The organism is Anaerobranca gottschalkii DSM 13577 (assembly GCF_900111575.1).
Taxonomy (GTDB): domain Bacteria; phylum Bacillota; class Proteinivoracia; order Proteinivoracales; family Proteinivoracaceae; genus Anaerobranca; species Anaerobranca gottschalkii.
Window position 1 is genome coordinate 1 of the sequence record NZ_FOIF01000033.1, and the last position, 21,238, is coordinate 21,238.

Sequence of the window (21,238 nt, forward strand, 5' to 3'; positions counted from 1 at the left end):
ACGATCTCTCGGAATATCTATGGTTGTTTCTCCGTACTTTGTCTTAATTGTTTTTCTGTTATAACCGTTTCTACTGTTACCTGAATGATCACCAGATGATGAGTGTTTATTATAACCTAAATGTTCATCCATTTCTGCTTCGAAAATTTCTTGAATAGTATCTCTAAATAAATTTTTCAAATGTTCTTGTACATCTTCTACACTACGACACTCTTTTGCTAATTCCTTGGCTAATAAATTACTTTTTGTTGACATAATTGGACAACTCCTTTTTAGAGGTATTATTATCCAATTACACGTAATTTATTACGCTCTCTAGTAAAATTATAACTTACATTAAAGTCCTCTATTGTTAGGTTGCCAACATAGATAATCTGTTTGTGTTTCTATAACAACGGCTTTCGTTACTACCTAATCAGATCTCTAAAACTTTTTTTGACTTGCAAATATTTATACTAAGTACATTGTGTGCCGCTCTATTTATTATTCTCTGTTATTCTTTATGAATTTTAAATTGGATTCCATCTGAAGGATTTTATCTAATGTATTAGGTTCCTATTCAGCAATCATGGGTAGTATCCTGTCTGTGACAAAAAACTTTTTTATAATTTTAAATAATAATTTTTATAATAATATAAAATTTAATAAATTTTTAATATAAATACTTAAGGGCTGCCTTCTCTTAAATGATTTATAGGTGTCTAATTAGTGATATATATTTGCCCAAAATACGTGGGGATTTTATTATAAAATTTTTAATAATAAATAAAGGAAAAGATGGGCTATTTTGACCACTTTTCCTTTATTTATTTCCAGATAGCTCTTTTAACTTAACCTTAACAGTAACTGACCAGCTTTGACATTTTCTTTTTCTTTAACAAAGATAGCATCTACTTTTCCACTTATAGGAGCTACAATAATAGTTTCCATTTTCATAGCTTCCAAGATAATAACTGGTTGATTTTTAGTGACATTATCTCCTTGGTTGACTAGGATTTTTAAAACAGCACCGGGAATACTAGCAGGAATTTCCTTTATGTTTTCAGGATCTGCCATTGGAATTTGGCTAGTTTCAGTTTCTGTCCTTTGCAACTCTGGATTTTTTATAGATATATCTCTCCGTTGACCATTTACTTCAAAACTTAAATTAATGTTCCCTTCAGAATCCAAAGGACCAATTTGAAGTAATTTAACTACTAAAATTTTGCCATCAGCTATTTCCACTTCACAGGTTTCACCTTCCCCTAATCCGTGGAAAAAAATGTCACTGCCCATTCGGGAAAAATCCCCTGTTTCTTTAATGTATTGTAAATATTCATCAAAAACTTTAGGATATAGGGCAAAACTTAATATATCTTTTTCAGTAGGATCTAAATCGTGTTTTTCTTTTAAATAAAGGGCTATTTTATTAAAATCTTCCGGCGGAAGTATTTCCCCAGGTCTTTTAGTAATAGGTTTTTCACCTTTTAGAATTAAAGCCTGTAACTCTTTAGGGAACCCTCCTTCTGGCTGCCCCATTAAACCTTTAAAATAATCAACTACCGATTCGGGGAAATTTAATCCTTTACCTTTGGTAAAAATATTTTCAGGTGTTAAGTTATTTTGTACCATAAAAATGGCCATGTCGCCAACCATTTTGGAAGAAGGAGTGACTTTAACGATATCCCCTAACATATAGTTGACTTTTTTATACATTTCCTTTACTTCTTTGAACCGATGGCCAAGGCCGAAATTTTCTACCTGGGGTTTAAGGTTAGAATACTGACCACCGGGAATTTCATATTTATAAACTTCGGTGGTACAAGATTTTAAATCAGATTCGAAGGGATAGTATACTTGCCTTACTGCACCCCAATATTGGGAGATTTCTTCTATATAGTCTAAATTGATACCCGTTTCCCTAGGGGTATTTTCTAAAGCTGCCACTACTGAACTCATAGGAGGTTGGCTTGTCGTCCCTGCAAAGCTATTGAAGGAGGTATCTACAATATCCACTCCCCCTTCAGCAGCCATTAGCAAGGTGGCAACACCATTACCACTGGTATCATGGGTATGGAGGTGTATAGGTAAACCAACTTCATTTTTCAAGGCTGAAATTAATTTATAGGCGGCATAAGGTTTTAAAAGGCCTGCCATATCTTTAATTCCTAGGATATGTGCTCCCATCTTTTCAATTTCCTTAGCTTTTTTAATATAGTAGTTAAGGGAATATTTATCTCGCCTTTCGTCTAATATATCCCCTGTATAGCAGATACAAACTTCAGCAAGGCGATTATTTAGCAAAACTTCATCTAAAGCTACTTCCATTCCCTTTAACCAGTTTAGGGAATCAAAAATTCTAAAAATATCAATTCCAGATTTACTAGCTTCTTTAATAAAGGAGCGGATAACATTATCGGGATAATTTTTATAACCAACGGCATTACTACCCCTTAAAAGCATTTGAAACATAATATTAGGAATTCTTTTTCTAAGCTCTTCCAATCTTTTCCAAGGACACTCTTTTAGGAAACGATAGGCTACATCAAAGGTAGCTCCACCCCACATTTCTAAAGAAAATAAGTCTTTGCCGTAAAAGGAAGTTGCTTGAGCTATATTGAGCATATCCTTTGTCCTTAACCTAGTAGCAATTAAAGACTGATGGGCATCCCGCATAGTGGTATCAGTAATCAGTAATTTTTTTTGTACTTTAATCCATTTAACTACACCTTTTGGGCCACTCTTTTCTAGGATTTGTTTTGTTCCCTCTAATTTATCAGGGATCTGCACTTTAGGAATAATGGGAACATCAAAATCCCCCTTTTGCCCTTTTGTTTTAATGATTTTTTCTCCTAAGAAGTTTAATAATTTAAGTTCTTTATTAGATTTTGGTGTAATATTAAAAAGTTCGGGGTTTTCGTTGATAAAGTTAGTGTTAGCTAATCCCTTTAAAAATGTTTCATGGGTTAGAACATTAATTAAAAAAGGGATATTTGTTTTAACTCCAGAGATATTCATTTCTTTTAAAGCCCTTACTGCTTTACTAACTGCATCTTCGAATGTCCTGGAATGGGCAGTTACCTTTACAAGTAAGCTATCGTAAAAAGGGGTGATAATAGAGCCTGTAAAACCATTACCTCCATCAAGTCGGATACCAAATCCAGAACTAGTACGATAAACATCAATTTTCCCAGTATCAGGGGCGAAGTTTTGAGTAGGGTCCTCTGTTGTAATCCTTGATTGAATTGCATAGCCATTGACTTGAATATCATGTTGTCCCCCAATCAAAATTTTTTCTGAATTTAAAGGATAACCTTGGGCAATGAGGATTTGACATTGCACTATATCTATTCCAGTAATAACTTCTGTTACAGTATGCTCTACTTGGATACGGGGATTCATTTCAATAAAATAATGGTTTCCCGTCTTATCTACTAAAAACTCTACCGTTCCAGCATTAGAATAGTTTACCGATTTTGCTAATTTTAAAGCATCTTCACAGATCTTTTTCCTTAATTTTTCAGATAGAGAAAAGGCCGGTGCATATTCGATTAGCTTTTGATGTCTCCTTTGGATAGAACAATCCCTTTCATATAGGTGAACGATGTTTCCATAATTGTCGCCGAGAATTTGGACTTCTATATGTTTCGGTGAATCTAAATACTTTTCAATAAATACATCTTCTACACCAAAAGCTTTTTTAGCTTCGCTTTTAGCACTATCTAGGGCTAAAAGCAGTTCATCGGTGTTTCTAACAATTCTCATTCCCCGGCCTCCCCCACCTAGGGCAGCTTTTATAATGACAGGGAAGCCATGGTCTTTAACAAAATTTAAGGCTTCCTCTATCCTTTGTATCGGTTTATCAATCCCAGGGATAACAGGGACTTGGGCATTAATAGCTACTTGCTTTGATGTAATTTTATCCCCCATTTTTTCTAATACTTCAACGGAAGGACCAATGAACTCTAGACCAGCATCCCGACATTTTCTGGCAAACTCAGGGTTTTCTGCTAAAAAGCCGTAACCGGGGTGGATGGCATCTACACCTTTTTTAAGGGCTAAACTTATAATTTCATCGATACTAAGATAAGCTTCTACTGGACCTTTATTTTTCCCAATAAGGTAAGATTCATCTGCTTTAGTGCGGAATAGGGAGGTTTTATCTTCTTCAGAATAAATGGCAACGGTTCTAATACCTAACTCTTTACAAGCCCTAAAAATTCTAATCGCTATTTCTCCCCGGTTAGCAACTAGCACCCTTTTAAATTTTTTGATCTTCTGGGCATCCATAAATCATCACCTCTTTTTTCTTTTACCGTATTAAATCAATGATATTCTAAAATGGAGAAATTTTCAATATTATATTTAATGCCGGAGTTTTCCAATTTATACTACTATTAAATTAAAAGGCAAGATTTATTTTATAATAAACCTTGACGGGATTTTTATCTTATACCATTCAGTACTTTGCTATAGTAATCATTTTCTAGTATTAAACGGGAGAAATAGAATTTGTTTTGAATGATACGGGAAATCCTTTCTACATAATCATCATCTACTTCTACCTCTTCATTAGGGATAAATTTTCTCGTTCGAGCATTATATCTTCCTTTATCGGTAATAAAACTCATGTTACGGAAGAACACTAAAGGTTCAGAATCTGAGAAAATATCCCTTCCCATTAAAAGTCGGGAATCAAATTCAAGTCCCATTAAATTAGAAATAGTAGGAATAATATCTATACCCCATGCCGGATCATCTATCCTTTTAGGTTCCATTCCTTTAACATACATTACCAGTGGACTTTTATGAATATCAAAATCTCGGTCAACATAAAAACCTGATAATTCATCGATAGTATCATGTTCTAAACCATAGGGATAGTGATCTGTACTCATTACAATTAAAGTCCTTTCAGCGATACCCGCTTCTTCTAATCTTTCCAGGAGATATTCTAAAGCCTTATCTAATTCAATCTGAGTTGCTAAATATGCCTTGGCTTGAGTAGATAATGGTAGATGTTCTACTAATTTCCGATTTTTCATAGCCATATTGTTCCCTATGAAGTTGTACTGTAAATGACCGCTTACTGTCATATAGTAAGCATGGAAAGGTTCATTGTTGATATATTCATCAACTGTTACCTCCATCATTTCCAGGTCTGATGCTGGCCATACCCTTTTTACATCTAAGCCATTGCCAATTCCTTTATAATCGTAACCCATATTAGGATGGGATAGATGTCGACCGTAGTAGGTATAGGTGTGGTTATGGTAAGCCACCGTTTTATAACCTAGATTCTTTAATTGATTCCCCATAACAAAGGGTAGGGAAATGTTGGAAGAAGCCCTAAAACTCCAAACACCACTTTTAGGTATTAAACTGGTAAGCCCCATATATTCTCCGTCAGAGGTACTGACATCCCAAAGGGGAACATAGAAGTTAGGGAAATAAAAGCCTTCATGGACCAGCTTATATAAAGTAGGGGTTATTTCTTTATTTATAGCAAAGGGTGCTAATGATTCGGCAGTTATCAAAATTAAGTTATATCCTTGGAAAATTCCGGTATATTCATTTTTAGCGGTAGGTTGAAGGTTTTTAAAATACTCATGCATTAACCTAATGGTTTCATCTTTCTCCTTTTCAATTAGATAATCAAAATCGATGTTTAGTACATTATATTCCCTTTCTTTTGGCTCATCATTATCATCTGGATCATCATCGCCGGTATCTACTGGATCTGGGATAAAAACATCTACCACAGGGGTCCAGTTGGTTATCATCCTTTGTAAATCTAAGCGAATAGTAGTTAGCAGTCCTAAATTTTGCACAGAAAGGAGAGGATTACTATTTTTAAAGTAGAGATCATAAGGAGAATTGGTATATCTTCCCCCTTTATATACTGCCAACACTCCTGAAAGGTGTGTTAATATGATCAGTAAAACTAGCAAAAACTTAAGGTTGTATTTGATAGTTTTGCTAGAAATTATTTTTTTCCCTAGGAAAAATAAAATTAAAGCTGGGGTGAAAACTAAAATTACCCACTGGAGGTTTTTCCCTGTTACTAACAAAATATCTTTCCAAAAATCGCTGACTTGCCCGGCATTACTAGCAGAATATAAGTGATAGAAAGTCCTGAAGAACTGGTAATAAATTATTTGGGATGAGTAGATAATTGCTAAAACTACCAGAAAGATTACGGCAACAGCATGTTTAAGGAATTTTTTACTAAAAAAATTTAAAATTAAAAAAAATGCTGTTGCAAAAGAAAGGTTAAAGAGCAAAGAAATAAAAAAACCATAGGATAAAATAGATTTTACAGTAGTTATTCTCAGAATAAATTCCATAGTAAATAGGGAAAAGATCAAGTAAAATAATGTTTTAAAAGGTTTCATAATATTCTCACCTCAAGTTTAAGTACCTATAATTTTTTTCTTATGTTAATAATAAACTAAATTTATTAACAATTTTTTAAGGTGAAAGATAAAAATAAGTCCAATTAATTCCTTGAATGGAGTTAATTGGAACACTGACAGGCCTGTTTAATGTATTGCTTGAATATCAACATGTAATAAGCGATTTTTAGTTAAATGCTTCTGTACTTCTTTTATTTTCCCAGTAATTTCTCTATCTTCCAATTGGATAGTGATTTGATTTTTTAAACGACATTTTTCCAAAACCTTTCTTAGAGCTTGTTCTTCGAATTCAACATGGATCGTTTTTGAGTTACTGCCATAAATTACTCCAGGTATAAATCCTTTTGCTTTTTTACCTACTTCTCGCCTTCTTCCAATTAACAATACTGGGAGCATTTCTAATCCCCTCCTATTAACTTTTCTCCGTAAATTTTATTAAGATTCTTGAAATTTATGCATATTTAATAAAAAACCCTCAATTATCTTTTGGATAATTGAGGGTTATAAATTACTCTGGATTTCCTTCATTTATGGTATCTGTATTTTCGTCTAAATTATTATCAACTTCTAAAATTTCACCAATAATTTCTTCAGTTGAATTTTTTAGAGTTATATTAGCTGAAATTGGTAAATCTTTCACCTTGATAAAATCGCCTTTTTGTTTATCACTGACATCTACAATAATTTTTTCGGGAATATCTTCTAGTTTTCCTTTTACCTCAATTTCAGTTTTAAAGGTTTGTAAAATCAGCCTTTTTTGATGTAATTCCTCTATTCCTGTAAAAATAATTGGAACATCTAAATTAATTATCTCATCTTTAGGAACTACATGAACATCCATATGAATAGGCTTTTCCTTGTTCAATAAATCCCATTGAACTTCTTTAATAACTCCATAGAATTTTTTGTTTTCAAAATCTAATTGGATTTTAGCTTTTTCCCCAGCTATATTAAGTAATTTCTTAACTTTATTAAAATCAAAATTAACTGGGGTTGAAGAAAAATTTTTTCCATAAACTACACCAGGTAAATAGCCTGTCTTTTTCTTTAATCTTCTCTCAGCTTTTAAAACTATTTCACCCATAATTATCCCTCCTAAAAATTTTTTATTTCAGAAGACATAATTTGAATTAATAGTTTAGCTGATACTAGAAGCTATTATTAATTATATACATAATAAAGAACTAGTCAATAAGGGTATTTTCTATAATAAATGGTTAGGTATTTTATCTTTAGAGATTAAATCTTCATACTTCTCCCTTTCAACAATTACGTGGGGTTTACCGTTACTTATCAGTACTACTGCTGGTTTAGGTAAACGGTTATAGTTACTAGCCATAGAATAATTGTAGGCACCGGTATTTAATACTGCTAATACATCCCCTGGTTTAACATATGGGATGTTAATATCCCAAATTAATATATCACCTGATTCGCAACATTTTCCTGCAATAGTGGCAGTTAGTTCTCTATTAGCATAAGGGCGATTAGCTACAATGGCTTCGTATTTGGCACCATAAAGGGCAGGTCGGGGATTATCAGGTAATCCTCCATCTACACTTATATATGTCCTAACATTAGGGATTTCTTTAATAGACCCAATAGTATAAAGGGTGATTCCAGCTTCGCCAATGATCCATCTACCTGGTTCAATGATAATAGTAGGTCTTTCTAACTTTAACTTGCTGCAATTATCTTCAATACTCTTCATTATTGGATCAATGAAAAAGGAAATAGGTTTTGTTTTTTCCCTTGTGCTATAGCTAATACCAAATCCTCCACCTATGTTAAGCTCTTTTGTAATAAATCCCATTTTATCTTTTAGATTTTTCATAAGTCCTGTTACTATGTTTAATGCAGCGAGATATGATTTGTTATCAAATAACTGGGAGCCTATGTGAAAATGAAATCCCATAAGTTCTAGATTTGGAGAATCTATAGTTTTTTTAAGGGCAAAGTTTAGAGACTCTTCTTCGATACAGATACCGAACTTTGAATCAATTTGTCCTGTAGAAATATATTTATGGGTTTTTCCGGGAACTCCAGGATTTATCCTAAAGAGAATTTTTACTTTTTTATTTTGCTCTTTAGCAATATTTTGGAGGATTTCTAACTCGTATAAATTATCAACTATAATCCTCCCTACATTATTATTAATGGCAAGTTCCAGTTCTTCAAAGGATTTATTATTACCGTGGAACATTACTTTTTCCATAGGGAAATGGGCAGAAATAGCTGTAAATAATTCTCCCCCTGATACTACGTCAAGTCCCAAACCTTCCCTTTCAATGATTTTACACATAGCCAGAGTTAAAAAAGCTTTACTAGCATAAGCTGCTTTGGTATTAGGGTATTTATTTAAAAAATCATTCTGTATTTGAGAACACTTGTATTTAATAAGATTTTCAGAAATTACATAAAGGGGAGTTCCGAATTCCTTAGCTAATTCCACCGTATCTAGATTATCAAAGATATAATGTCTATCTAGTTGTTTTTGTAAATACATAGATTACATCTCCTTATTATTAAAATTAGGTAACAAAAAAAGACCAAGGAAAAGGAAACTCCAAGGTCTATATACACCATAAAGTCCTCCCTTCTTCTTGAAATAGCGCTCCACAGTGAAAACACTGTGACAGTCCTAAGGCTCTTAACCTTAGGCCCAGGGAATATATTTGAGGTATATTCCCTTCGGCGGTATTTCCTTTCCCCAAAATTCATCGTCTTTCGAACTCCCTTAAGGTACTGATAAATACCGCGACCTCTACCTCATGTCAAGAAATGAGGCGAATATTTAATTGTATTAAGAAATAGTCTACAATAAAGGAAAGAGTGTGTCAATGGGAAAGAAAAAAAATTAATTTTTTATAATACATTTTAAAAGATATTAATATAGTATTGTATAAAACTCTTTAAAAGGTGGTTTGGATGATGTTAGCTAATATTTTAATTGTTATAGGTCTGATTTTAATAGTTATCGGATATCTTTTTTGGAAAAAAATATATATTGAAATTAAAGGTGAGGATTACGGAAAAATATTAGAAAGGGAAAAAAACTTAGAGGTTTTAGGTGAAAATCTAGTATATTTTGCTTTGGGAATTTTGGTTCTAAGTTGTCTTTATAAATTCCTTTCCATTTTAAATACAAAAATAACTTTTGGAGGGATTATTTTATTTGGTTTAGTCTTTGCTGTCAGGTATAATTTCCAAATCCAAAAATAATTTTTTAAGAGAAAAAATATTGACAAGAATCTTTACTTATCATATTATTTTTTTAGATAAACATATGAATATTTGTTCATATGTTCACTGGAGGTGTAAAATGGAAGATTTTAAATGTGGGAGCAATATAATCCATGAAGATATAGTTGATAAAGTAAGGGACGAAATGTTAGAAGAAGATAGATTTTTAGATCTAGGGGATTTTTTTAAGCTTTTTGCAGATCCTACAAGATTAAAAATTCTTTATGCTTTGTCAAAGGAAGAAATGTGTGTTTGTGATATTTCTGCTTTACTCCAGATGTCCCAATCGGCAATTTCCCATCAATTAAAGGTACTCCGGTTAGGGAGGGTGGTCAAAACTAGAAAAGAAGGAAAAGTTGTCTATTATTCCTTAGATGATGATCATATTGATAAGGTACTTAAACAGGGGTTAGAACATATATTGGAAAAGTAGAGGAAACCTGGGAGGTAGGGTAAAAAGTGGCTAAAAAAATAGAGTTTCAGTTAGAAGGTTTAAATTGTGCTAGCTGTGCAACTAAAATAGAAGAAGGGATTAAAGAAATAGATGGAATAGTAGGTTCGCAAATTAATTTTGTAAATAAGGTTTTAAAAATAGAGTTAGAAGATACTAAAGATTTTAATGAAAAAATAGTAGATAAGGTTCAAGAACTGGTGGATATGATAGAGCCAGGGATCGTTGTAAAGGAAAAAGAAGTAAAGATAGAAGAACATCATCATGATTTATTAGGAAAAAATGAGTTAATTAAAATTATATTAGGTGGGGGATTATTTGTTTTACCAATTGTTTTTACCTGGTCTAATTTTTTAGAATTTCTCATATTTTTTATTGCATATATATTAGTGGGACATGAAGTGTTATTTAAGGCAGGGCGAAATATTGTTAAAGGGCAAGTTTTTGATGAAAATTTCTTAATGACCCTTGCTACCTTAGGAGCCTTTGCTATAGGGGAATTTCCAGAAGCTGTTGCAGTAATGCTTTTTTATAAAGTTGGAGAATATATTCAAGGGTTAGCTGTGGATAGGTCTAGGAAATCTATTGCAGAACTAATGGATATAAGGCCGGACTATGCAAATCTTAAAAAGGGTGAGGATATCGAAAGGATAACTCCAGAGGAGGTTCAGGTTGGAGATCTCATAATAGTTAAACCAGGGGAAAAAGTTCCATTAGATGGCATTGTTATTGATGGCAATTCAGTATTAGATACTTCAGCGTTGACCGGTGAATCTTTACCTAAAGATATTTCGGTAGGGGATGAAATCCTCAGTGGAAGTATCAATATAAGTGGGGTATTAACAGTTAAAGTTACTAAAGAATTTAACCAATCCACTTTATCTAAAATATTGGATTTGGTGGAAAACGCTAGTAGCAAAAAAGCCCCTACGGAAAATTTTATCACTAAGTTTGCTCGGTACTACACTCCTGTAGTAGTAGGTATTGCCTTATTGATCTCTATATTGCCCCCTTTATTTTTACAAGGTGCTACCTTTAATGACTGGATTTACCGAGGGCTAATTTTTTTAGTAATTTCTTGTCCTTGTGCCTTGGTAATTTCGATTCCCCTAGGATTTTTTGGGGGAATTGGAGGGGCTTCTAAAAAAGGTATTTTAGTAAAAGGTAGCAATTATCTTGAAGGATTAAATAGTGTTAAAGTGGTAGTATTTGACAAAACCGGAACTTTGACTAAGGGAACATTTAAAGTAAAAGAAATAGTTCCTCAACACCCATTTACAAAAGAAGAAATTTTAGAGCTTGCGGCAATAGGTGAAGGATTTTCTAATCACCCTATAGCTCTATCGATCTTAAAGGAGTATGGAAGAACTATAGATAAAAATCAAATTGTAGATTATCAAGAGGTAACTGGACAAGGGGTTAAGGTTCAAACTGAAGATAAAAATTTACTCATTGGCAATAAAAAACTTATGGAAATGGCAGGGATTTCATATGAAAATGTAGAAGAATTAGGGACCATAGTTCACATAGCAGTAAATGGTCAATATGCTGGATATATTTTAATAACAGATGAAATAAAAAAGGATGCTGCTAAAGGGATAAAAGGACTTAAAGATTTAGGAGTTAAGAAAATAATAATGCTCACTGGTGATAATCAACAAATAGGGAAAAAAGTTGCTGAAGAAGTGGGAATAAATGAGTATTATTGTGAACTTTTGCCCCACCACAAAGTTGAAATAGTGGAAAATATCTTAAAAACATTAGACAAAAATTCTAAGTTATTATTTGTAGGGGATGGAATAAACGATGCCCCTGTATTAGCAAGGGCTGATATAGGTGTAGCTATGGGTGGAGTAGGCTCTGATGCTGCCATTGAAGCAGCAGATATAGTTATTATGAATGATCAACTAAATCAAATACCATTAGCTATTAAAATAGCTAAAAGAACGAGAAATATAGTTTGGCAAAACATTGTATTTGCTTTAGGTGTAAAGGGGTTAGTTTTAATCTTAGGAGCTTTTGGCTTGGCTACCATTTGGGAAGCGGTATTTGCTGATGTGGGAGTAACAGTAATTGCAGTATTAAATGCAGTAAGGGTGCTAAAGGTAAAAGGGCTATAGCACCCTTGTTCTTTTTTACCAATTGTGCTATGGTGGATTTATATAGATGTTGGGAAAAAATCGCAAGGGTAAATAAAAATGTCAGGCATAGATCCGTAAATGTTTGGCACGAATTTTGCAAAAAATTAAAGTGAGGTGAAAAAAATGGACAAAAAGTATATCTTATCGTTAGATCAAGGGACAACAAGTTCAAGGGCAATAATTTTTGATCATGATGGAAACATTGTCGCAGCATCACAAAAAGAGTTTACTCAAATTTATCCTAAACCAGGTTGGGTAGAACATGACCCAATGGAAATTTGGGGAACTCAAAGTGGTGTAGCTAGAGAAGTTTTAGAAAAAGCTGGAATAAGTCCTTTTGAGATTGCAGCTATCGGTATTACAAACCAAAGGGAAACTACTGTAGTATGGGATAAAAATACTGGCAAGCCAGTATACAACGCAATTGTATGGCAATGTAGGAGAACTGCCAATATTTGTGATGACTTAAAATCTAAAGGGTTAGAAGAATATATTAGGGAAAATACCGGTCTTGTAGTAGATGCATATTTTTCAGGAACAAAGGTTAAGTGGATTTTAGATAATGTGGAAGGTGCTAGAGAAAAAGCAGAAAAAGGGGATTTGCTCTTTGGTAATATCGATACTTGGTTAATTTGGAATTTAACCAGGGGGAAAGTTCACGTAACTGACTATTCCAATGCTTCTAGAACCATGTTGTTTAATATCAAAGAATTAAAATGGGATGAAAAGATTCTTGCTGAACTAAATATACCTCTTTCTATGTTACCAGAAGTCAAACCTTCAAGCTGTGTTTATGGTCATACAGATGAAGCTACATTCGGCGGAGCCATGATTCCTATAGCTGGAGCTGCCGGTGATCAACAAGCTGCTTTATTTGGGCAAGCTTGTTTCCAGCCTGGAATGGCAAAAAACACTTACGGAACAGGTTGCTTCATGTTAATGAATACTGGTGAGAAAAGAGTTCCATCTAACAACGGGTTATTAACTACATTAGCTTGGGGAGTAGACGGTAAAGTAGAATATGCCTTAGAAGGTAGCATCTTTATAGCTGGAGCAGTAGTGCAATGGCTAAGAGATGAACTTAAAATTATTAGAGATGCCCAAGATACTGAGTATATGGCTACTAAAGTAAAAGACTCCAATGGAGTATACTTAGTCCCAGCCTTTGTTGGTATGGGTGCACCTTATTGGGATATGTACGCTAGGGGAACAATAGTTGGTTTAACAAGGGGAGCTAAAGCTGAGCACATCATCCGTGCAGCTTTAGAGTCAATTGCTTACCAAACTAGAGATGTTTTAGAAGCTATGCAAGAAGATTCTGGAATTGATTTGCATACTTTAAAAGTTGATGGAGGAGCAGTGGCAAATAACTTTTTAATGCAATTCCAAGCAGATATTCTAGGAGTTCAAGTTGATAGACCTCAAGTAACAGAAACTACAGCTCTCGGTGCCGCTTACTTAGCCGGTTTAGCAGTAGGTTTTTGGAAAAATAAAGATGAAATTGCTGCCAAATGGAGTGTTGATAGAATATTCCATCCACAAATGGAAGATGGGGAAAAAGAGAATTTATATAGTGGTTGGAAGAGAGCTGTTGAGAGAGCATTAAAATGGGAACAAGAATAAAATAATTTAAGCTTAGCTATTAACGGGTTATTTTAAATGTTGTATTGTAAATGACTTGGTATTCACTTATAATTAAATTAACTAAGTTATTTACAAAGGAAGGATATTATGAGCTCTATTATAATAGAAAGAATAGAAGAAAACCCAATAATAGCTGCAGTTCAAAATGTTGATGATTTAGAACTGGCAATTTCTTCACCTGTAACTACAATTTTTCTATTATGTGCTGATATATTTAATGTTAATTTACTTGTTGAAAAGATAAAGGATGCAGATAAAAGTGTTTTAATACATATAGATTTTTTAGAAGGTATAGGGAAAGATGCTAAAGCTATCGATTATATAATTCAAGTTATCAAACCCCATGGAATTATCAGTACTAGAAGTAGCCATATTAAGTTAGCTAAAGAACGGGGTATATTTACTATTCAGAGGTTCTTTCTAATAGATAATAAATCCTATGAAATGACGATAAAAAGTTTAAAATCTTTACAACCTGATATGATAGAAATTATGCCAGGTGTAATGCCAAATATAATTAACAGAATTTCTAATGAGATATCAACACCTATCATTGCTGGAGGATTGATAAAAACTAAACAAGATATTATGGATATATTAAAAGCTGGGGCAATAGGAGCTTCTACCGGTAACAAAGAATTATGGTATCTATAGTTCTGTTATGAGAAAATTGAAATTTGTGTATTTACTTTATTACTAAAAAATGTTATTATATAATTAATTAAATATTCAGGCTGAGATTAGGAGAGCCGCACATTACAAACCTACAAATAGTAGGTAAGTTTTGTGTGGCTTTTTTTCTTTATCAAATTTTAATTAGGGGAGATGAAAATATGTATGATGTTACAATTATTGGTGCTGGTATAGTAGGTACAGCTATTGCTAGGGAACTTTCTAGGTATGAGCTAAAAGTAGTTTTAGTGGAAAAAGAAAGTGATATAGCAAATGGAACAACTAAAGCGAATAGTGCTATTGTTCATGCCGGTTATGATGCGGTACCAGGTACCTTAAAAGCTAAAACCAATGTATTAGGAAATAGTATGTATCCTAAGCTTTGTCAAGAATTAGAAGTACCTTTTAAACAAATTGGTTCCTTTGTCGTCGCATTTAACGAAGAAGAGGTGAAAGTCTTAGAAAGACTTAAAAAACAAGGGGAAGAAAATGGAGTTCCTAATTTAGAAATTTTACCTAAAGAAAAGGTTTTGGAAATGGAACCAAACTTAAGTGACCAAATAATAGCTGCTTTATATGCCCCAACTGGAGGTATAGTTGGTCCATTCGAACTTGCTATAGCTTTAGCAGAAAATGCAGTGGAAAATGGAGTAGAAGTAATCTTAAATAGTCCTGTATCTAAGATAGATAAAACAGAAGAAGGTTATAAAATTCAAGCTGGAGAAAGGGTACTCAACACAAAATATGTGATTAACTGTGCTGGTCTTTATGCTGATAAAGTAAATAACTTAATCAATGAAGAATATTTTAAAATTCAGCCTAACAGAGGAGAATATAACCTCTTTGATAAAACAGTAGGAAACTATGTAAACAAAGTAATTTTTCAGACCCCAACACCGATAAGCAAAGGGGTAGTATGTTTACCGACGGTACATGGTAACTTTTTAATCGGACCAACTTCTGATTACGTAGAAAGTCCTCAAGAATTACAAACAACCGGTAAAGGTTTAGCAGAAGTCAGGGAAAAGGGATTAAAGGTTTTACCTAACTTCCCCTTCAATAAAGTAATTACCTCTTTTGCTGGCCTTAGGGCAAAAGTAGAGGGTGGAGACTTTATCATTGAAGAAGTTAAAGATAATAAAGGTTTTATCAATGTCGCTGGTATTGATTCACCGGGATTAACGGCAGCACCAGCTATTGCATTAGAAGTAGTACAGATATTAGAAAAAATTACTGGTGGATTAAAGGAAAAAGAGAATTTCATTAGGGAAAGAAAGGGAGTAGTTCATTTTATGGAACTATCTCCAGAAGAAAAGGCAGATTTAATTAAAAAAGATCCTAGATATGGTAGGGTAATTTGTCGTTGTGAAAGTATTACCGAAGGAGAAATTGTAAATGCCATTCACCGGCCAGTGGGTGGTAGGACCCTCGATGGAATTAAAAGAAGGGTAAGGGCAGGAATGGGAAGGTGTCAAGGAGGTTTTTGTGCACCAAGGGTAATGGAAATTCTAGCCCGAGAACTAAAGGTAGATATTACCAGCATAGTTAAAGATGGGAAAAATTCATACATCTTAACTGGTCCTACCAAATCCAGAAAAAAGGATAACTAAGAAGGGGGAAGAGAGATGCTAAAATACGATATTGTAGTAATCGGTGGCGGTCCTGCTGGTTTGGCTGCAGCTATTGAAGGAAAGAAAAACGGTGTAGATAATATTTTGGTTATCGAAAGGGATAGAGAATTAGGGGGAATCCTTCAACAGTGTATCCACAATGGGTTTGGGTTACATGTATTTAAAGAAGAACTGACTGGTCCTGAATATGCCGAAAGATTTATCAATGAACTTAAAGAACAAGGTATCCAGTATAAATTAGATACAATGGTCCTTGAAATTACCACAGATAAAAAAATTAGAGCTATTAATACTAAAGATGGATATATTGAAATAGAAGCAAAGGCAATAGTTTTAGCCATGGGTTGTAGGGAAAGAACTAGAGGGGCTATAAATATACCAGGTACAAGACCTGCTGGAGTATTTACTGCGGGAACTGCCCAAAGATTTGTTAATATGGAAGGATATATGGTAGGAAAAGAAGTTGTGATTTTAGGTTCTGGGGATATTGGTTTAATTATGGCTAGAAGGATGACTTTAGAAGGGGCAAAAGTCCATGCAGTAGTTGAGTTAATGCCATATTCTGGCGGGCTTACGAGAAATATAGTTCAATGTTTAGATGATTTTGGTATTCCTTTATATTTGAGTCACACCGTTATAGAAATAAAAGGAAAAGATAGGGTGGAAGAAGTAGTAATAGCCCAAGTTGATCAGGATAGAAAACCAATACCTGGAACAGAAAAAACTTATAAATGTGACACATTACTCCTTTCTGTTGGTTTAATTCCTGAAAATGAGCTTTCAATTAATGCAGGAATTCAGTTAGATCCAATAACTGGTGGGCCTGTAGTTAAGCAATCAATGGAAACAAGTATCGAGGGAATATTTGCCTGTGGAAATGTTGTTCACGTCCATGATTTAGTTGATTGGGTTACAGAAGAAAGTAGAAGAGCAGGTAAAAATGCAGCAAAATTCGTATTAGGTAAGCTAAAAACTTGTAATAAACCAATAAAGACTATTGGGGAGAATGGAATTAGATATATAGTTCCTCAAGTAGTGGAATTAGAGAATATAGAAGATAAGCTGACTTTGATGATGAGGGTAGATAATATTTATCATAATGCAAAACTAGTAGTAAAAGATGGAGATAGAATAATAAAAACTATTAAACGAAATCATTTAGCACCAGGAGAAATGGAAACAGTTAATTTATCCTTAAAAGAGTTGGAAAATTTCAGTGGAGAACAATTGAAAGTAACCCTTGAGTTTGGGGAGGTGAAGTAAATGGGTAAAAAGAACTTAACTTGTATTGCTTGTCCTTTAGGATGTTCTTTAGAAGTAGAAAGGATTATAAATGGTGTTACTAGTTATAATGTATCAGGGAATAAATGTCCTAGGGGAGTAGATTATGCTATAAAAGAAATGACAAATCCTACTAGGATGGTGACATCTACAGTGAAGATAAAGGATGGTTTATTACCTAGAATACCGGTGAGAACATCTAAACCAATTCCTAAAGAAATGATTTTTAAATGTATGGAAGTATTAAATGATGTGGAAGTTAATGGACCAGTTAAAGCTGGAGATGTTATTATTAAAAACATTTTTGACTTAGATGTAGATATTATAGCCAGTAGAAGTATGTAAAGAATGGGTGGGGGAATTATGAGAAACAGCAAAGTCACTTTTATAAATACCGATATCAAGTTTAAAGAATTTAATAAACAGATTTATGATCAATTATTTGGGAAAATGTCAGATGGAGTTTTGGTAATAAATTCTTCGGGGTTAGTGGAATACTTAAATCCTTCCTATCAAAAAATTTTTGGGGTTAGTGACTTTGCTATGAAGGGAAGGAGCATTTATAATACAATTAATGATGACATAGTTTTAACATCATTAAAAAATAAGAAGAATTTAAAAGGTTATGTATATCATCCGGAAAAAAACAGGAAATACCGGGTGATAACTAGTGTTTTCTTTGAAGAGACCTTATTTAAAGGAATATTAGCCATTTATCATGAAGAAGATAGTTTCGAAACTTTTTATAGAAAGAGCATTAAAGATAATAAATCGTTAAAGATTAATCCAGCTTTTGCATATATTATTGGAAATAGCAAAGAGATTAAAGAAGCAATAAGGATAGCAGAAAAAGCTGCAAAAACTAATGCTACAGTGTTGATAAGTGGTGAAACGGGAACTGGTAAAGGGGTTATAGCAGAAGCTATTCACAAAGCGAGTCAACAATGGGATAAGCCCTTTGTTAAAGTCAATTGTGCAGCTATTCCATATAATTTATTAGAATCAGAGCTGTTTGGTCACGAACAAGGATCCTTTACCGGTGCCATAAAAAAGAAAATAGGTAAATTTGAACAAGCAAATGGTGGAACAATTTTTTTAGATGAAATAGGGGATATGCCTATCGACATGCAAGTTAAGGTTTTGCGGGTGATTCAAGAAAAAGAATTTGAACGGGTAGGAGGAAATGAAAGTATAAAATGTGATGTTAGGATAATAGCTGCTACCCATCGAAACCTTAAAGAATTAATGGAACAAGGCCTTTTTAGGGAAGATTTATATTACAGATTAAATGTTATACCTATCTATGTGCCCTCCCTAAAGGAAAGGAAAGAAGATATAATAGATTTGACATATCACTATATGAATAAAATAGGTAAGGAAATAGGTGTTTTACCTAAAACTTTAGATAGAGAAGTAGAAATGGCTTTTGCTAGCTATGACTGGCCTGGAAATATCAGAGAGTTAAAGAACTTAATAGAACGGCTAATGTTAATAGTAGACCATTCTATTATTAGACTTTCTGATTTACCACCTGAGATATCCAAAACCTATGAATTAAATATTCCTAAGTTAGAACGAAAGTCTTTAATAAACTTTAATTTAGATGGAAATCTAGCTAGTATGGAAGAATACGAAAAAGAGATAATTAAATTAGCTTTAGATAAATATGGTAGCTTTAATGGGGCAGCAAAGGTTTTAGGATTAACCCATAAAACAGTGGCAGCAAAGGCTCGAAAATATAATTTGATAGATTAACCTGTTTTTCTGTAGAGGTGTTAATTTTTAACGCAAAATTAACACCTGTTTTTCTTATTATTCATTGACACTATAACTAAAATAAGATAGTATATGAGTAAAAGGGAATATAAGCATATAAGAAAATTGTATTGCCAGTAAGTTTAAATGGGAAATATATTAGTAAAACAAAGGTGTGGATTCTATTGAAAGAAAATAATTCAAAGGGATTAGGTTTTTTTGAAACTTATTTAACGGTTTGGGTTGCGTTGTGTATAGTGATAGGTGTATTCATAGGACAATATTTACCAATAATTCCCCAAATCTTAAGTAAGTTTGAGTATTATCAAGTTTCGATTCCAGTTGCAATACTGATTTGGTTTATGATTTATCCTATGATGTTAAAAGTTGATTTTGATAGTATAGTTAAAGCATTAAAAATGCCTAAAGGTTTAACTGTAACCTGTGTTACTAACTGGTTAATAAAACCATTTACTATGTATTTCTTTGCATATTTATTTTTGAGGATAATCTTTAGACCTTTAATACCAGAAGACTTAGCAATACAATACGTAGCAGGTGCAGTTTTACTAGGTGCGGCTCCTTGTACCGCTATGGTTTTTGTTTGGAGCCATTTAACTAAAGGGAACCCAGCATATACTTTAGTGCAAGTAGCTGTAAATGATTTAATTTTATTAGTTTTATTTGCACCAATTGTAATTTTATTATTGGGAGTAAGTAATATCGTGGTACCCTACGAAACCCTAGTACTCTCAGTGGTTTTATTTATTGTGATTCCTTTAGTTGCTGGATATCTGTCTAGGAAATATGTTATTAACAATAAGGGAGAAGAATATTTCAACAATGTGTTTTTAAGGAAATTTGATAATATAACTATTATAGGGTTACTGTTGACACTAATTTTATTGTTTTCTTTCCAAGGAGATGTAATAATTAATAACCCGCTACACATTTTGTTAATTGCAATTCCATTAATTATCCAAACATTTTTTATTTTTATAATAGCTTATGGATGGGCAAAGGCTTGGAAACTCCCCCATAATATTGCTTCACCTGCTGCCATGATTGGAGCAAGTAACTTTTTTGAATTAGCGGTAGCTGTAGCTATTTCCTTATTCGGTATTGAATCAGGAGCTGCTTTAGCTACAGTAGTAGGAGTTTTGGTGGAAGTACCTGTTATGCTTGCCCTTGTCAGAATCGCTAATAGAACACGGCATTGGTTTCCTAAAGAAGTTAATATAGTTGAATAAATATTAAAAGAGGTGTAAAAGGATGAAGAAAAAAGTCGCTTTTATTTGTGTGCACAATTCTTGTCGTTCCCAAATGGCAGAAGGATGGGCAAAGAAATTAGGTAGTGACATTATTGAAGCTTATTCTGCTGGTACTGAAAATTATCCTGAAGTTAAACCTTTAGCAGTTAAGGTTATGGAAGAAGCAGGAGTAGACATGGGTGATCATAAACCTAAACTTTTAAAGGATATACCTGCTAAAGTAGATATTGTTATAACTATGGGTTGTAATGTTGATTGTCCTTATCTTCCCTGTGAGCATAGAGAAGATTGGGGTTTGACAGATCCTTCTGGAGGACCAATTGAAGATTTTAGGGTAACTAGGGATTTAATTAAAGAAAAGGTTGAAAATTTAATAGAACGGATTAAAAAAGGTGAAATATAAAAGCAACTCTCTATAGGGTTGCGTCAGTTTGTAGACAAAGTCATTTTTTAAAGGCTGTGGTAATTAAACATTTTAACAAAGTTTTACGTCGAGATTTAAGGCTTCTATCTAAAAGGAAGAAGGGTACCGCTCTAATTCGCCGTCCATGGCTCAATAGAGCTTTCGGAACGTCCTGTTCCTCACCCCTTCTTCCTTTTATCTAATCAGCTCTTAAATCTATCTCCTCAACTTAATCGTATCTTTGTTTAATTACCACAGCTGGTGATGACTTTGTCTATAGTTTGTCTTCAGTCTGAAGCAACTCTCTATAGGGTTGCTTTTTTTATGTAAAAGCAGGTAATTTTAAATTTA

17 protein-coding genes and 1 riboswitch are annotated in these 21,238 nt (G+C 33.3%); of the genes, 11 read left to right on the forward strand and 6 right to left on the reverse strand.

Annotated elements, in window-relative coordinates; genetic code table 11:
- From BMX60_RS08160 to lysA, 6 genes are all read right to left on the reverse strand, one after another.
- A partial coding sequence (locus BMX60_RS08160) for a transposase (protein WP_177159750.1) occupies positions 1–255 on the reverse strand: 255 nt, incomplete at its 3' end.
- Between the two features lie 570 nt (positions 256–825).
- On the reverse strand, positions 826–4,269 hold the full coding sequence (locus tag BMX60_RS08165; RefSeq protein WP_278276554.1) for a pyruvate carboxylase: 3,444 nt from the start codon (positions 4,267–4,269) through the stop codon (positions 826–828).
- Between the two features lie 155 nt (positions 4,270–4,424).
- Positions 4,425–6,374: an LTA synthase family protein gene (locus tag BMX60_RS08170; protein ID WP_091351010.1), complete on the reverse strand. Its 1,950-nt coding sequence runs from the start codon at positions 6,372–6,374 to the stop codon at positions 4,425–4,427.
- Positions 6,375–6,521: 147 nt separating this feature from the next.
- Positions 6,522–6,791 (reverse strand): hypothetical protein, encoded by a 270-nt coding sequence (locus tag BMX60_RS08175; protein WP_091351011.1) that lies wholly within the window; start codon positions 6,789–6,791, stop codon positions 6,522–6,524.
- A 112-nt stretch (positions 6,792–6,903) separates the two neighbouring features.
- The gene (locus tag BMX60_RS08180) at positions 6,904–7,479 is read right to left on the reverse strand and encodes a 50S ribosomal protein L25 (protein ID WP_091351012.1); all 576 of its coding nucleotides are present in this window, start codon (positions 7,477–7,479) and stop codon (positions 6,904–6,906) included.
- Between the two features lie 120 nt (positions 7,480–7,599).
- The gene (lysA, locus tag BMX60_RS08185) at positions 7,600–8,901 is read right to left on the reverse strand and encodes a diaminopimelate decarboxylase (protein WP_091351013.1); all 1,302 of its coding nucleotides are present in this window, start codon (positions 8,899–8,901) and stop codon (positions 7,600–7,602) included.
- A gap of 95 nt (positions 8,902–8,996) precedes the next feature.
- Positions 8,997–9,170, reverse strand: a riboswitch (Lysine riboswitch).
- A gap of 156 nt (positions 9,171–9,326) precedes the next feature.
- Between lysA and BMX60_RS08190 the strand changes: the two genes are divergently transcribed.
- From BMX60_RS08190 to BMX60_RS08240, 11 genes are all read left to right on the forward strand, one after another.
- Positions 9,327–9,617 carry a hypothetical protein gene (locus BMX60_RS08190; RefSeq protein ID WP_091351014.1) on the forward strand — a complete coding sequence of 97 codons (291 nt, stop codon included), beginning with the start codon at positions 9,327–9,329 and terminating at the stop codon, positions 9,615–9,617.
- Between the two features lie 100 nt (positions 9,618–9,717).
- Complete coding sequence (locus tag BMX60_RS08195; protein WP_091351015.1) at positions 9,718–10,071, forward strand: ArsR/SmtB family transcription factor; 354 nt, start codon at positions 9,718–9,720, stop codon at positions 10,069–10,071.
- A 26-nt stretch (positions 10,072–10,097) separates the two neighbouring features.
- Positions 10,098–12,209 (forward strand): heavy metal translocating P-type ATPase, encoded by a 2,112-nt coding sequence (locus BMX60_RS08200; RefSeq protein WP_091351016.1) that lies wholly within the window; start codon positions 10,098–10,100, stop codon positions 12,207–12,209.
- A gap of 144 nt (positions 12,210–12,353) precedes the next feature.
- Positions 12,354–13,853, forward strand: a complete 1,500-nt coding sequence (gene glpK, locus BMX60_RS08205) for a glycerol kinase GlpK (protein ID WP_091351017.1) — start codon at positions 12,354–12,356, stop codon at positions 13,851–13,853.
- Between the two features lie 108 nt (positions 13,854–13,961).
- Entirely contained in the window at positions 13,962–14,528 is a 567-nt protein-coding gene (locus BMX60_RS08210) for a glycerol-3-phosphate responsive antiterminator (RefSeq protein ID WP_091351018.1), read from the forward strand.
- A 179-nt stretch (positions 14,529–14,707) separates the two neighbouring features.
- A complete protein-coding gene (locus BMX60_RS08215; RefSeq protein WP_091351025.1) occupies positions 14,708–16,156 on the forward strand; it encodes an NAD(P)/FAD-dependent oxidoreductase in 1,449 nt (482 codons plus the stop codon).
- Between the two features lie 15 nt (positions 16,157–16,171).
- Positions 16,172–17,440, forward strand: coding sequence for an NAD(P)/FAD-dependent oxidoreductase (locus BMX60_RS08220; protein ID WP_091351019.1), 1,269 nt, complete (start codon positions 16,172–16,174; stop codon positions 17,438–17,440).
- Complete coding sequence (locus BMX60_RS08225; protein WP_091351020.1) at positions 17,441–17,803, forward strand: DUF1667 domain-containing protein; 363 nt, start codon at positions 17,441–17,443, stop codon at positions 17,801–17,803.
- 18 nt (positions 17,804–17,821) lie between these two features.
- Positions 17,822–19,213: a sigma-54 interaction domain-containing protein gene (locus tag BMX60_RS08230; RefSeq protein WP_177159751.1), complete on the forward strand. Its 1,392-nt coding sequence runs from the start codon at positions 17,822–17,824 to the stop codon at positions 19,211–19,213.
- A gap of 185 nt (positions 19,214–19,398) precedes the next feature.
- Entirely contained in the window at positions 19,399–20,463 is a 1,065-nt protein-coding gene (gene arsB / locus BMX60_RS08235; RefSeq protein WP_091351022.1) for an ACR3 family arsenite efflux transporter, read from the forward strand.
- 22 nt (positions 20,464–20,485) lie between these two features.
- Positions 20,486–20,887, forward strand: a complete 402-nt coding sequence (locus tag BMX60_RS08240) for an arsenate reductase ArsC (RefSeq protein WP_091351023.1) — start codon at positions 20,486–20,488, stop codon at positions 20,885–20,887.
- Positions 20,888–21,238 lie beyond the last annotated feature (351 nt).